The sequence below is a fragment of the Aquidulcibacter sp. genome, from assembly GCF_020253525.1.
Classification (GTDB): domain Bacteria; phylum Pseudomonadota; class Alphaproteobacteria; order Caulobacterales; family Aquidulcibacteraceae; genus Aquidulcibacter.
The window spans coordinates 1-13,810 of the sequence record NZ_JADCBK010000134.1; the positions used below are offsets into that span (position 1 = coordinate 1).

The 13,810-nt window shown below is 57.8% G+C and carries 14 protein-coding genes and 1 pseudogene; 8 read left to right on the forward strand and 7 right to left on the reverse strand.

What is annotated here, in order from left to right; genetic code table 11:
• The 5 genes and pseudogenes from IOB61_RS14280 to IOB61_RS14300 form a co-directional block, all read left to right on the forward strand.
• A pseudogene (locus IOB61_RS14280) lies at positions 1-332 on the forward strand (imidazole glycerol phosphate synthase subunit HisH); the annotation flags it as partial.
• Complete coding sequence (hisA, locus tag IOB61_RS14285) at positions 317-1,051, forward strand: 1-(5-phosphoribosyl)-5-[(5-phosphoribosylamino)methylideneamino]imidazole-4-carboxamide isomerase (protein WP_290818085.1); 735 nt, start codon at positions 317-319, stop codon at positions 1,049-1,051. The pseudogene IOB61_RS14280 and the gene hisA, both read left to right, overlap by 16 nt.
• Entirely contained in the window at positions 1,048-1,830 is a 783-nt protein-coding gene (gene hisF, locus IOB61_RS14290) for an imidazole glycerol phosphate synthase subunit HisF (RefSeq protein WP_290818088.1), read from the forward strand. Before hisA ends, hisF begins: the two co-directional genes overlap by 4 nt.
• Positions 1,827-2,159 (forward strand): phosphoribosyl-ATP diphosphatase, encoded by a 333-nt coding sequence (gene hisE / locus IOB61_RS14295; RefSeq protein WP_290818091.1) that lies wholly within the window; start codon positions 1,827-1,829, stop codon positions 2,157-2,159. Before hisF ends, hisE begins: the two co-directional genes overlap by 4 nt.
• Entirely contained in the window at positions 2,156-2,677 is a 522-nt protein-coding gene (locus IOB61_RS14300) for a GNAT family N-acetyltransferase (RefSeq protein WP_290818094.1), read from the forward strand. The genes hisE and IOB61_RS14300 overlap by 4 nt, the downstream gene beginning before the upstream one ends.
• Before the next feature lie 10 nt (positions 2,678-2,687).
• Here the strand turns inward: IOB61_RS14300 and IOB61_RS14305 are convergent, their stop codons facing one another.
• The 3 genes from IOB61_RS14305 to IOB61_RS14315 all read right to left on the reverse strand — a co-directional run bounded on the left by IOB61_RS14305 (position 2,688) and on the right by IOB61_RS14315 (position 5,749).
• Positions 2,688-3,467, reverse strand: coding sequence for a sulfite exporter TauE/SafE family protein (locus IOB61_RS14305; protein WP_085340575.1), 780 nt, complete (start codon positions 3,465-3,467; stop codon positions 2,688-2,690).
• 129 nt (positions 3,468-3,596) lie between these two features.
• A complete protein-coding gene (locus tag IOB61_RS14310) occupies positions 3,597-4,763 on the reverse strand; it encodes an aminotransferase (protein ID WP_290818098.1) in 1,167 nt (388 codons plus the stop codon).
• Between the two features lie 2 nt (positions 4,764-4,765).
• Complete coding sequence (locus IOB61_RS14315; protein WP_290818181.1) at positions 4,766-5,749, reverse strand: cysteine synthase A; 984 nt, start codon at positions 5,747-5,749, stop codon at positions 4,766-4,768.
• Positions 5,750-6,008: 259 nt separating this feature from the next.
• Here IOB61_RS14315 and IOB61_RS14320 point away from each other — a divergent pair, with 259 nt between their 5' ends.
• Together IOB61_RS14320 and IOB61_RS14325 are read left to right on the forward strand one after the other, a co-directional pair.
• Positions 6,009-6,890, forward strand: coding sequence for an N-acetylmuramic acid 6-phosphate etherase (locus tag IOB61_RS14320; protein WP_290818101.1), 882 nt, complete (start codon positions 6,009-6,011; stop codon positions 6,888-6,890).
• Positions 6,891-6,909: 19 nt separating this feature from the next.
• A complete protein-coding gene (locus tag IOB61_RS14325; protein WP_290818104.1) occupies positions 6,910-9,024 on the forward strand; it encodes a beta-glucosidase in 2,115 nt (704 codons plus the stop codon).
• Between the two features lie 3 nt (positions 9,025-9,027).
• Here IOB61_RS14325 and IOB61_RS14330 read toward each other — a convergent pair whose 3' ends face one another.
• The gene (locus IOB61_RS14330; protein ID WP_290818107.1) at positions 9,028-10,098 is read right to left on the reverse strand and encodes an LLM class flavin-dependent oxidoreductase; all 1,071 of its coding nucleotides are present in this window, start codon (positions 10,096-10,098) and stop codon (positions 9,028-9,030) included.
• 93 nt (positions 10,099-10,191) lie between these two features.
• Here IOB61_RS14330 and IOB61_RS14335 point away from each other — a divergent pair, with 93 nt between their 5' ends.
• The gene (locus IOB61_RS14335) at positions 10,192-11,283 is read left to right on the forward strand and encodes a Gfo/Idh/MocA family oxidoreductase (RefSeq protein ID WP_290818109.1); all 1,092 of its coding nucleotides are present in this window, start codon (positions 10,192-10,194) and stop codon (positions 11,281-11,283) included.
• Between the two features lie 7 nt (positions 11,284-11,290).
• On the opposite strand, the gene IOB61_RS14340 is transcribed toward IOB61_RS14335, so the two are convergent.
• The 3 genes from IOB61_RS14340 to IOB61_RS14350 are packed head-to-tail and all read right to left on the reverse strand — an operon-like array spanning position 11,291 to position 13,810.
• Positions 11,291-12,049: an ABC transporter ATP-binding protein gene (locus tag IOB61_RS14340; RefSeq protein WP_290818112.1), complete on the reverse strand. Its 759-nt coding sequence runs from the start codon at positions 12,047-12,049 to the stop codon at positions 11,291-11,293.
• Between the two features lie 3 nt (positions 12,050-12,052).
• Positions 12,053-12,835, reverse strand: coding sequence for an aliphatic sulfonate ABC transporter permease SsuC (gene ssuC, locus IOB61_RS14345; RefSeq protein ID WP_290818115.1), 783 nt, complete (start codon positions 12,833-12,835; stop codon positions 12,053-12,055).
• A gap of 3 nt (positions 12,836-12,838) precedes the next feature.
• Entirely contained in the window at positions 12,839-13,810 is a 972-nt protein-coding gene (locus tag IOB61_RS14350) for an aliphatic sulfonate ABC transporter substrate-binding protein (RefSeq protein ID WP_290818118.1), read from the reverse strand.

Genomic DNA, 13,810 nt, shown 5'->3' on the forward strand with positions numbered 1-13,810 from the left:
CAACCCCCGGCCTTGGTTGGATTAGCGGGCAAACTTCGGTCATTCAACCGGGCGCGGCGGACCTAAAAGTACCGCATATGGGCTGGAATACTGCTGAACCCACCGGCAATGCGGTGTTGGAAAAGGCATGGGGCGGCGCGCAAGATGTCTATTTCGTCCACTCCTTTGCCTTTCGCGCGGCGCATGTAGGCGATGTGGCGGCTTGGTGCACCTATGGGGCTGATCGGTTTGCCGCTGCCGTCCAGAAAGACAATGTGATGGGCGTGCAATTTCACCCCGAGAAAAGCCAAAGGGCCGGCCTCGCCCTTTTGGAAGAATGGCTAAAGCAATGATCCTGTATCCCGCAATTGACTTAAAAGACGGACAGGCCGTGCGCCTCTATAAGGGCGACTTTGCGCAAATGACGGTGTTTGACACCGATCCCGCAGCCCGTGCCGCAAGCTTTGAAGCCATGGGCTTTGGCTATTTGCATATTGTGGATTTGGATGGTGCCTTAAAGGGGGCGGGCGCTAATATGGACGCCATCGCCGCCATTCGCGCCCGGACAAGCCTGCCCATGCAAGTGGGCGGCGGTATTCGCGACTTGAAAGCGATTGAAAAGGCCCTTTCCATGGGGGTCACCCGCGTCATTCTGGGCACGATTGCCGCCAAACAACCCCAGTTTGTGCGGGAAGCCGCCAAAGCCTTTCCGGGCCAAGTGGCGGTGGGCATTGATGCGATTGACGGCATGGTCGCGGTTGAAGGGTGGGTTGAGACAACGAATTTGGCCGCGCTAGACCTCGCCCGCCAGTTTGAAGATGCAGGCGTGGCCGCCTTGATCGTCACCGATGTCGGGCGAGACGGCACCAAGACCGGGATTAACATCGACTTCACAGGGGCAATTGCCGATGCGGTCGGCATGGATGTCATCGCGTCGGGCGGCTTGGCAGGGGTGCAGGATATTGTTGCCCTCAAAACCCGTCCAGGTAAGCCCGTTGCGGGGGCGATTTTGGGCCGGGCGCTGTACGATGGCCTGATTGACCCGGTTGAAGCCCTGAAGGCTGCGGCATGAGTCTGAAAGTTCGCATCATACCCTGCTTGGATGTGAAGGATGGCCGCGTCGTCAAAGGCGTCCAGTTTGAAGGGCTGCGCGATGCAGGCGATCCGGTCGAACAAGCCCAATTTTATGACGCCGAAGGGGCAGACGAAATCTGCTTTCTCGATATCTCAGCCAGTCATGAAGGCCGGGGCACGCTGTTAGACGTCGTCCGCCGCACCGCAGAAGTCTGCTTTACGCCTTTGACGGTTGGAGGCGGGGTGCGCACAACCGATGATTTCCGCGCGCTGCTGCTGGCCGGGGCTGACAAGGTCGCGATCAATACATCCGCTGTCAAAGACCCCAGCTTGGTGACTGCCGCCGCACGCCGCTTTGGGGCCCAATGTGTCGTGGTCGCCATTGACGCCAAGCAAACAGGGCCCGAGCGCTGGGAAATCTTCACCCATGGTGGCCGCAATCCAACCGGCCTAGATGCTTTGGCCTTTGCCAAGGACGTGGTGGACCGTGGCGCGGGGGAGCTTTTGGTCACCTCCATGGATAAGGACGGCACCAAATCGGGCTATGATCTGGCTTTGACGCGCGCCATAGCTGATAGCGTCTCGGTGCCTGTGATCGCTTCGGGTGGCGTTGGCAATTTAGGCGATTTGGTTGCGGGCATCACGCAAGGCCATGCCAATGCCGTTCTGGCGGCATCGATTTTTCACTTCAGAACCCATACACTGGCCGAGGCGCGGGCGGCTTTGGCTGCGGCCGGGGCCCAAGTACGGCAACCGATTCAAGGAAACTTGCGATGAGTGACACCTTAGGCCACGCTTTAGACCAGCTGTTGGCGGATGTGGCCGAAAAAGCCAAGGCCGATCCAAGCCAAAGCTATACCGCGAAACTGCTGCAAGGCGGCCCGGTTTTGTGTGGCAAAAAGCTGGGTGAAGAAGGCGTCGAAACCGCTTTGGCCATTGCTGGCGGCACGGTAGAGGAAATCGCCAAGGAAGCCGCTGATCTTCTTTATCACTTGAGTGTAGGTCTCCTCGCACGGGGGGTAACCGGGGCCGATGTCGCCGCCATTCTAGAGGCCCGCCGTGGCACATCAGGCCTCGATGAAAAGGCTGCGAGAGCACAGTCATGATCGGCGAGTTGCAGGTTCGATTGGCTAAAGATGCCGATGCAGAAGCTTTAGCAGCCTTTGGTGCCAAGACGTTTCTGGCCACCTTTGGCCACCTCTATCCACCAGAAGACAAAGAATTTTTCATGGCCGCCCGCTATAGCTTGGAGCGGACCTTGCAGGATATTCGCGATCCTGTCAGGGCCATGACTGTGGTTTATCAGGGCGATGATCTGGTCGCTTTCCTCGATTGTGGGCCTTTGACCTTGCCCGTTGAGGCCCCAGAGCCTGACGCGCTGGAGCTGTACCGCCTCTATCTCGATGAAACCCAAAAGGGGACGGGTCTGGCCCATCGATTGATGGACCTAGCGATCCAATGGGCGCGGGAGAAACACGCGCCTGCCCTTTATCTGGGTGTGTGGTCACAAAATGAGCGCGCCAAGCGCCTGTATACCAAATATGGCTTTGAGATTATTGGCGCCTATCACTTCAAAGTGGGCAATACGCTCGATGATGAGCGGATCATGCGGCTCGCGCTCTAAGCTGTGGCGCTTAGACCAGACCCAAGGCTTTGGACAGTGAGAATAGGCTCGTGACAGTCAAAACCGTGCCGACCAGATAGAGCAATTGTTTGGCGGGCACCCGCTTGGCCAAAATCGCGCCAAATGGCGCTGCCATCAAGCCGCCAATGATCAGGCCTACGGTGGCAAGCGTAAAGGCTTCCCAGCCCAAGGTGGCGATGAAGGTTGCCGAAATGACCGTGGTGAGGAAGAATTCCGCCGTATTGACGGTTCCGATCGTCATGCGCGGCTCTGTGCCCTGAACCAATAGGTTGGAAGTCACCACGGGACCCCACCCGCCGCCACCGACCGCATCTAAAAAGCCACCAACCAAACCGAGGGGCCCGGCATATTTGGCTGTCCGATGGGGTTGGCCCTTGGTCATGCGCCAGCCGCGCCACAAGAGATAGACGCCAATACACGCCAAATAGGCCATCACATAGGGCCGTGCGGTATCTGCATGAATATTGGCCAAGAGGTAAGCCCCAGTAATCCCGCCAATCATGCCGGGGATAACCAGCGTTGCAAAAAGCTTCCAATTCACATTGCGGTGGATGGTATGGCTTACCGCTGAAGCGGCCGTCGTAAAGACCTCAACAATATGGACCGTCGAGGAAGCCTTGGCCGGCGGCATGCCCATGACACTGACCAATAAAGTGCTGGTGATCACGCCAAAGGCCATGCCCAAAGCCCCATCCACCAATTGCGCAACAAAGCCGACCGCGATGAACGGCCAGATGTCGTGCCAATGATGGCTGATGAACTCAATCACAAAAAGCGCTCCAAGGCTGGCTTCATTGAAAGTTTTCTATACGCATCTGGGTTCACCCTAGCGATGAATGCAAGCTGCAACCAGCCGTTAGAGATACTATTGAACAGAGGTGCCGGAAAAAGCGACATGTCAGGTCCCCATCGCCTGTCGCGCTTTGGCCAGCCTGCCAATCGCCTCCCGCAGAACCGTCTCTTGCTTGGCAAAACATAAGCGGATGATGGGTGGGGCTTCCTCGGGTTTTTCGTACAAGCTCTGCAGCGGAATTGCCGCAACGCCATAGGTTTTTACGGCTTCAAAACAGAAATCTAGCGCGGGTCGGTCAATGCCGGATTGTTGTAGGTCAAGACACATGAAATAGGTTGCCGCACTGTCGAGCACGCAAAAACCCTGATCCAACAGCCCCTGACGCAAAATCTGATACGCTGCCTGATAGGTTGCGGCTTGCTCATCAAACCAGGCCCTATCCCAGCCAAGCCCTTGCGCCACCGCGCCTTGCAGATGGGGTGGCGTGGTGAAGGTCAAGAATTGATGGGCTTTGCCAATCACCTTGGCGATCTCAGGGGCGGCACATACAAAGCCCACTTTCCAGCCCGTCACGCCAAACATCTTGCCCGCTGAGCCAATCTTCACCGTGCGGTCCGCCATGCCAGGCAAGCCCAGCAGCGATTGGTGTGGCTGATCGGTGAGGCGCACATGTTCCCACACTTCGTCACAAATGGCGATCAGATCATGGTTTTGGCAGAGTTTGGCGAGGCCCAGAAGTTCAGCATGGCTAAAGCTTCGCCCGGTCGGGTTCATGGGATTATTGAGAACAATGGCACGGGTCTTTGCCGTGATGGCCGCTTCAATCTCGGCCAGATCGAGATGCCAGTGCGGCGGCTTTAGCACGATGGTGCGTGGGATTGCGCCAGCCCGTGCGATCAAGGGGCGATAGGCGTCATAGGCGGGGTCAAGCACGATCACTTCGTCGCCGGGGGATAGAAGCGCCAGAAAGCTCGCCGCTAAGGCCTCCGTCGCGCCAGAGGTGACAACCACCTGCTCAGCGCTCAGCGCCAAACCCTGATGGGCGGCATAATGGGCTGCCACCGCTGCCCGAAGTGCCGGAATCCCCAGCATGGGGGGATATTGATTGCTGCCGGTCATCAGCCCCTCGCAGGCTAAACGTCGCAGCGCTTCTGGGCCTTGGCTGTCGGGAAAACCTTGGCCCAGATTGATGGCCTCATGCGTGCGCGCCAGACCCGACATCACTTCGAAGATGGTGGTCGGCAGCTCCGAAAAATGGGGGTTAAAGCCCATGCTCACAGCCAATCTGCCACCGGAAGGCCTTTGGAGGTCAGGAAGTCGCGATTGAATAATTTGCTTTGATAGCGGCTGGCATAGTCACACAAAATGGTGACGATCGTTTTGCCCGGTCCCAAATCCTTGGCCAAGCGCATGGCCCCCACGACATTCAGGGCCGCAGATCCGCCAATGGTTAAGCCCTCATTTTTGACCAGATCAAATAAGACCGGCAGCCATTCCTCGTCTTCGACGCGATAGGCATAATCTACCAGCACATCTTCCAGATTGGCGGTTACACGACCTTGGCCGATCCCTTCGGTGATCGACGTGCCCGTCGCCTTCAACTCACCATCCTTATACCAATGATAAAGCGCAGCCCCGCCCGGATCGGCGATACCGATGGCGATGTTTGGGTTGCGGGCTTTCAGCGCGCGGCTTATGCCGCCCAAGGTTCCGCCGGAGCCGACCGAACAGATAAAGCCATCAATCTTGCCCTCGGTCTGCTCCCAGATTTCTGGGCCGGTGGTTTCTTCATGCGCGCGGCGATTGGCAAGATTGTCAAACTGATTGGCCCAAAGGCCGCCCTGTTCTTCGGCGATACGCCTGGATACTTTGGTGTAATGGTCGGGGTGGGCAAAGGCCACGGCATCGACTTCGACGAGTTCAGCGCCAAATAGTTTCACCGCGTCCTTTTTCTCCTGCGACTGCGTGCGCGGCATGACGATGATGCAGCGATAGCCCAACGCATTGGCCACCATGGACAAGCCAATGCCTGTATTGCCAGCCGTGCCCTCAACGATCAGCCCGCCTGGCTTTAACGCGCCGCTGGCTTGGGCATCGCGAATTATGCCCAGTGCCGCCCGGTCTTTTACCGATTGACCCGGGTTCAGAAACTCGGCCTTGCCCAGAATTTCACAGCCTGTCGCCTCACTTGCCGCGCGCAGACGGACCAGCGGTGTCCCTCCAATCAAGTCAATCACTGTTTTGGCATAGTGGGTCATCACGCATCAGGTCCTTTGGCTCTCAGCCGTAGCTGCTTCTATCTCGCCCTCACTTGGGGGTGGCTGTCAATGTCAGCAAGGCCCGAAACTTTTTGATCGCGCGCGATTCTGTGATTGGCTAATTTGTTCAACTTCTTTAAGGCAGTAACCAGTTTAAGCGGTGGGCCCGTGGCGCACCATGCTATGTTCTAATTTGCTCTTTGTGGTCTATTTGGTCGCGGGCAAGCTATAGTTTGAGCCAAGGGGCGCGATTAAGGCCATGACGGAAGCAGCACTGCAAGCCTATCTCCATATTGCTGACTGGCCCACCGGCGACGCTGTCGCTGAAATGATTGCCAATCAAAGCCAAGCGGCAGCAGCGGTTGCAGGAGTCTCAGCCCAGCTCGCCCGTGCAGCCGATGAAGCGGCAGCCCGATTAGGGCGAAGCGGTCGTTTGGTTTATGCCGGTGCGGGCACCTCTGGCCGGATTGGTGTGCAGGACGGGGTCGAGCTTGGCCCCACCTATGGCTGGCCGAAGGAGCGCATGATCTTCCTGATGGCCGGCGGGCAGGCAGCCTTTATGCAAGCTGTTGAAGGGGCAGAGGATGATCATGCCAAGGGCGTGGAAGAGGCCCGTGCCTTAAAGCTAACTTCCAGCGATGTTGTCCTTGGTTTGGCCGCCAGCGGCTCTACGCCTTATACCATCGGGGTGATTGAGGCCGCGCGGGCGGCAGGGGCCTTGACCATTGGCCTTGCCAACAAACTTCCTGCACCTTTGTGCGACGCTGCCGAGATCGGTATTCTGATCGAGACAGGGGCCGAAGTGATTGCCGGTTCTACCCGCATGAAGGCCGGAACAGCGCAGAAGATTGCCCTCAATGTCCTCTCCACCGCCATCATGATCCGCTTGGGCTTTGTTTATGAGGGGCGGATGGTGGCGATGCAAATCTCCAACCGAAAGCTTCTGGCCCGGGCTAAAGCCATGATTGTAGAGCTGACAGGCTGCGGGGAAGAGCAAGCCGCTGTTGCCTTAGAGCAAGCAGGGCGTAACATTCGTGTCGCGATCCTGTTGGTGAAGGGTTGGACTTTGGATCAAGCCAAAGCCGATCTTGACCATTGGGCCGGAAATCTTGCAGCTGTTCTGCAGGCAAACTCTAGCTGATAGACCCGAAAGGCATGTCATGACCGACCTCTCTCCAACCAAAGGCCTTACACCAGACCAAGTGGCAGAGCGGGTGGATCAGATTCTGGCAGAAGCCACTTTGGCAGAAAAAGTGCGCATGATGTCGGGCAAGGGCTTCTTCAAGCTCTTTGCCGAAAGCGGCCGACATTGGGGTGCAAACCCCTATCCGGCAGGCAGTGGGGTAGAGCGTCTCAACGTACCGCCCCTCTATTTCACCGATGGCCCACGTGGGGTGGCGCGCGGCAATTCTACCTGCTTCCCTTGTACCATGGCGCGCGGCGCGACTTTTGATGTCGATCTAGAGCGGCGCATTGGCGAGGCGATGTCGATTGAAATTCGCGCCCAAGACTGCACCTTGTCTGGCGCCGTGTGCGTCAATCTATTGCGCCATCCGGCCTGGGGCCGGGCCCAGGAAACCTATGGCGAAGATCCGTGTCATTTGGGCCAGATGGGTGCGGCCCTGGCCATCGGCCTCCAAACCCATAATGTGATTGCCACCGTCAAACATTTCGCGCTGAACTCGATGGAGAATGCGCGCTTCAAAGTCGATGTCCAAATCGATGAGCGCGCCTTGCATGAAGTCTATCTGCCGCATTTCAAAACCATTTTGGATGCAGGCTGTGCCACAGTCATGAGCGCCTATAACCAAATGAACGGCAGCTTCTGCGGGCAGAGCAAAGCCCTGTTGACCGACATTTTGCGCGTCGAATGGGGCTTTGAGGGCTTTGTGCATTCCGATTGGGTGATGGGCTTGCGCCATGTCTATGCGGCCTCTGCGGGTCTCGACATTGAAAACCCTGAGCCCTTGGTCTTTGGCAAGCATTTACTGGCCGCGGTGGAGGCAGGCCAAGTTGAGCCCCAAGTGATTGATCAAGCCTGCCGCCGCATCTTGTCGACCCAATACCGCTTTGCGTGCGCCGAAGACCCCTTGCCAGATTATAGCCTCGATCGGGTGGCCCAGCCTGCCCATATTGCGCTGGCGCTGGAGGCGGCGTTGAAGTCCGCGGTGCTTTTGAAGAATGACTTGATGCTGCCCTTGGACCGGAAAAAGCTGAAAAAGCTCGCCGTTCTGGGCCATCTGGCGAATAAGGAGAATACGGGCGACTTTGGCTCCAGCCGCGTTCGCCCGCCCTATGTTGTCACCGCGCTTCAAGGCCTGCAGATTGCGTTGGGTGAAGCAACGGAGATTGTCACAGGCGATGAAACGGACGTGGTAGCCGCGGTCGCCAATGCCGCAGATGCTGACGCCATCATCGTGGTGGCGGGCTATACCGCGCGGCAAGAAGGGGAGTATATCCCCGAAGACATGACCCTTGGTGTGGCCAGCGACGTCTTGCCCGCACCCAAGCCTGCCGCAGCTAACGAGCCCAGCGCCGAAGAAGCCCGCGGTGGAGATCGCACCAATCTATCGCTGCCCGCCGATCAAATCGCTTTGATTGAAGCCGCTTGTGCAACGGGTCGGCCCGTCCTTGTCGTCCTTGTCGCGGGTTCTGCCGTGCTGGTCGAGGGGTGGCAAAGCCAGGCAAGTGCAATCCTGCAAAGCTTCTATTCTGGCATGGAAGGCGGCACTGCCTTGGCGCAACTGGTGCTGGGCGAAGTGGCCCCGTCTGGCAAGCTGCCTTTCACCGTGGCGAAAGACCCTGCGCATTACCCCTTCTTCGATAAGGATGCCGATGCCATCGTCTATGACTATTGGCATGGCTATACCAAGTTTGCGCGCGAACAGATCGAGCCGCGCTATGGCTTTGGCCATGGCCTGTCTTACACCTGTTTTGCGTATCGTGCCTTAAGCTTGCGGCGGACAAAGCGGGGCTTTCAGGCCCAAGTCAGCATCACCAATTTAGGTGAGCGGGCCGGGGAAGAGATCGCCCAACTCTATGTTGGCTTTCCGGGCCATGTGGTCGAACGCCCCGCCAAGGTTCTGAAGGCCTTTGCCCGGGTTGCCCTCGACCCCGGCCAAACCAAAGTCATCCGCTTTGAGGTGGATGCCGAGGATTTGCGCTATCGCGACACCCAGACCCACAGCTGGCGATTGGAGCCCGGCACCCACACGATTTATGTCGGGGGTTCAGCCGCGCTGGCCGATCAGCTCAGCGCGACCATTTCGCTTTAAGGCCTAAATCGTCAAAAGACCGTGGTCGAGCTTTGGCAGCACGTAGCGGCCAAACAGGTCGCACTCGGTCGCGTGGGGATAGCCGGACAAGATGAAGGCATCAAACCCGATGTCGCGATAGGCATTGATCTTGGCCAGCACTTGGTCTGGATCGCCGACAATCGCAGCCCCACAGCCCGAGCGAGCACGGCCAATGCCGGTCCACAAATTGTCTTCCACATAGCCATCATTGGCGCTGGCCGCTTCGCGCAGTTCGGCTTGACGGCGCACGCCGACAGAGGTTGCGTCTAGGGACTTGGCACGGATCGCGTCACCCGTGGCCGCGTCGAGCTTGCTGAGCAGCCGATTGGCGGCTTCGCGTGCTTCGGCTTCGGTTTCGCGCACCACGACATGGACGCGGAAGCCATGCTTCAAGGTCCGGCCATATTTGGCAGCCCGCGCATTCATATCGTCCAAGACAGCCTTGGAATTGGCCAAAGTATCGGGCCACATGAGGTAGACATCGGCGGCTTTGGCTGCCACTTCACGGGCATCTTCTGACAGGCCACCAAAATAGAAATAGGGCGACTTGCCTGATTGTGTGGTGATGCGCGGTGGTGCCAAGTCAAACTGGTAATACTCACCCTGATGCTTGACAGTCTCGCCATTCATCCAAGCGCGCAGGATTTCCATCGCCTCTAACGTGCGGGCATAACGGGGGGCGGAGCCCAGGGTCTCGCCCGGCATTTCAGAGGAAATGAAGTTCACCGCCAGTCGGCCCTGCATCATCCGGTCGAGCGTGGCTAATTGCCGCACGACCTGTGGCGGCCACATTTCCCCAACGCGAATCGCCAGCAAAAGACGCATCTTGCTGGTCAGCCCAGCAATGCCTGCGGCAAACACCGTGTTGTCGATACCCATCTGATAGCCCGATGGCAGCAGGATATTATCAAAGCCATTTTTCTCAGCAGTCAGCGCGATATTGCGACAATGCTCCCAACTCGACTGCAAAGCAGGCTCAGATTGGCCCAAAAACTCGTAGTCATCATCGCACAGGGCGGAGAACCAACTGACTTCAACGGGATTACGGGCCATGATTATTTCCTCATACTGCCAAGAGGGCGTGTATCGCCCGCCATTATGCTTATGATGTCTTATAACGAGTCAAAGCAGCTTCGGGGAGAGGTCATGAGCGGCAGAATACGGGTTGGTGTCATTGGCACGGGCATGATGGGCTATGAGCACATCAATAATCTGAAGCTGATGCCGGAAGTTGAAATCACCGCTTTGGCTGACCCTACCGATCACATGCTGGCTTTGGGTAAGGGCATGTTGGGCCCGGCTGGCGAGAAGGTTGCAACCTTTAAGACCGGTGATGAGCTTTTGGCTGCGGGCCTTGTCGATGCGGTGGTGATCGCTTCACCAAACTTCACCCACCATGATGTGTTGCAGCCCGTGTTCAAAAGCGGCGTGCATGTCTTGTGCGAAAAGCCCTTATGCACCACTGCCGAAGACGCCGCCCGCATCCGTGACCAAGCCGCCGCCTATAAGGGCGTGTTCTGGGTGGGGATGGAATATCGCTTCATGCCACCCGCGACCGAATTTGTGACACGCGTGCATCGCGGCGATGTTGGCCGTCTGGTCATGGTGTCGATCCGCGAACACCGCTTCCCCTTCCTGCAAAAGGTCAATGATTGGAACCGCTTCTCGGCCAATACGGGCGGGACGATGGTGGAGAAATGCTGCCACTTCTTCGATCTGATGCGCCACATCATCCAGTCCGAGCCAACGCGCGTCTATTGCTCAGGCAATATGGATGTAAACCATCAGGACGAGCGTTATGATGGTCGTAAGCCCGACATCATCGACAATAGCTTTACGGTGGTTGATTTCGCCAATGGCACGCGCGCCATGCTCGATCTGTGCATGTTTGCCGATGGGGCCGAGCATCAGGAAGAGATTTCTGCCACGGGCGATAAGGCCCGCCTCGACGTGCTGATCCCGCCTGGTGAAATGATCATGAGCCCACGTGTTGGCTTCCGCCAGCCCAAGCAAGTCACGCGCGAAACCATCCATGTCGATCCTGTCGCCCTCGAGGCTGGTTCGCACTTCGGCGCGACCTTTTATCAGCAACGGGCTTGGATCGATGCGATCTTGACTGGCGCACCCGTCCAAGTGACAGCTCAAGACGGCCTGCAAGCCGTGCGGATGGGTGCTGCGGCGGAGCTATCGGCTGCAACCGGTCGTGCGATTGAGATGAGCGAAATTGCGGGCGGCTAAAGCCGGGCTAATGGGCTTCCCGCGCGCGGGGATCATCGCCAAACAATTTGTCGAGGATTTGGCCTTCAAGGGCGGCAAATTCGGGCGTGCCGCGTTTGCGCGGGCGGGGTAGGTCTACGGCCAAATCCAGCACCACGTGACCATGATCGATCAGGATCACGCGGTCACCCAAGGCCACCGCTTCGCCCACATCATGGGTGACCATTAGGGCGGTAAAGCCAAGGTCTTGCCACACGCCTTCCAAGAGCGCCTGCATATCGATGCGGGTCAAGGCGTCCAAGGCACCTAAAGGCTCGTCCAAAGCCAATAGGGTTGGCTGGGATACAAGGGCGCGGGCCAAGGCCACACGTTGCCGCATGCCGCCGGAAAGCTGCGAGGGCCACAGGCCTTCGCGGCCTTTCAGGCCCACTTCTTCGAGAATATCGGCCGCTTGTTTATCGGCGGCTTGGCCGGATTGGCCCTCGCCTAAGCCCACGGCCACATTGTCCTTGACGCTGGCCCAAGGCAGTAAGCGCGGTTCTTGAAACACGATGCGGGCAGCTTGCGCTTTCAGCGCCGGAGCGTCCAAGACGCCACTGGTCACCGAGTCGAGGCCAATCATCAGGCGCAGGAGCGTGGATTTACCACAGCCCGACTTGCCCACGATGGACACAAACTGGCCGGCTGGAATCTCAAGGTCGATGCCTTGCAGCACGACATTATTGCCAAAGGCCTTTTTCACATCTTTCAGACTAACGCGTGACCCGCCGGTTGGTTGGCTGCTCATGGTTTAGACCTTCGCATAGGCTGGGTTCCACGCGAGGAACTTGCGTTCCAGGGCGCGGGTGGCGCTATCGGCCAGCTTGCCCAAAATCGCATAAATGACGATGGACAAGACGACGATATCTGTCTGCATAAATTCGCGCGCAGCCATGGCCATATGACCAATGCCAGAATTGGCCGCGATGGTTTCTGCCACGATCAAGGTCAGCCACATGACACCTAAGGCAAAGCGCAGACCCACAAAGATGGAGGGCAAAGCGCCCGGCAGAATGACCTTTAAGAATAAGGTCCGGTTATTCATGCCATAAATGCGGCCCATCTCGATCAATTGCGGGTCGACATTGCGGACCCCGTGCAAGGTGTTGAGATAAATTGGGAAAAACACGCCCAGTGCCACCAAGAACAAACGCGCGCTTTCGCCAATCCCAAACCAGATGATGACCAATGGGATCAAAGCCAAGTGCGGGATGTTGCGGATCATCTGCAAGGTTGGGTCCAATAGCATTTCGCCCGTCTTGCTGAGGCCGTTAAGCAGGCCCAGACTAAACCCAATCGCCCCACCAATGATGAGGCCACTCATGGCACGGGCAAAACTCACCCCCAAATTGTCGATCAGGCTGCCATCTTGTAGCTTGGTCCAAGCTGCTTCCAGCACAGCAGTGGGGGCAGGCAGAATATTGGGCGGCAGCCAGCCGAGGCTGGATGAGACTTGCCAGAGAATGACCAGTGCCAAAGGCACTAACCATGGAAGTGCCCGACTAAAAGGACCTTCGGAGGCCGTTGCTGCCATTGTTTACCCTGTCCAGCCGCGCCAAGCGGCATCACTGATGATAACTTTCTTCGGTATGATCCCTAATTGCGCAAAGCGGTCAACCGTTGCTTGTTGTGCGGCCAGCACGTCGTCGGTCAAAGGCTCTACTTTGAAGTCCGTCCGCTTCATCGTGTCTTTGAGGAGTTCGAGTTCAAGGCCTGAAGCTTTGGCAGAGATTTCAGCAACCGCATCGGTATTGGCCGCGCACCACTCGCCCTCTTTGGCGATGGCCGACAACAACACTTTCAAGTCCTCTGGACGGGCTTCTGCAAACTTTGCGTTCGCCAAAAGGAAGCTTGCGCCACCGCCTAATTGGTCAAGGCCTGAGAGAACCCGCGCGCCCTGATCGCGGATCGCGAGGCTGTAATAGGGGTCCCAAATTACCCAGCCATCAATGCCGCCCTGGGCAAAGGCGGCCGCGGCGTCTGCCGGACCCAGATTGACAGCCTCGACATCAGCCAATGTCAGGCCAACGCTTTGTAAGGCAATCACGGCACTATTATGGGCCGACGACCCGCGCGTGAAGCAGAGTTTTTTGCCTTTCAGGTCCTTCAAGGACTGAATGGCGGAATTTTTGGGCGTGATGATGCCACCGGCTTTGCCTGAAAGCCGAACTTGGGCGACATATTTGATTGGCGCATTGGCGACTTGGGCAAAAATCGGCGGGGTGTCGCCCGTCAGGCCCAAATCAACCGAGCCGACAGCCATGGCTTCCAATAGGGGTGGGCCGGATGGGAACTCAACCCAATTCAGCGGCGTGATGCCAGCTGCTTTCAGGGGTTCGACCAGCGAGCCGCGCGTTTGGGCCACGAGCATGACCCCATTTTTTTGAAAGGCGAGATTAACGCCCTTGCCTGTGGAACCGCTGCCTTGGCCACAGGCGGCAAGGGCAGCCGAAGCTGCCCCTGCTACCAAGAGACCGCGACGCGAGAACCTGTCCGCAATCGCTGTCAT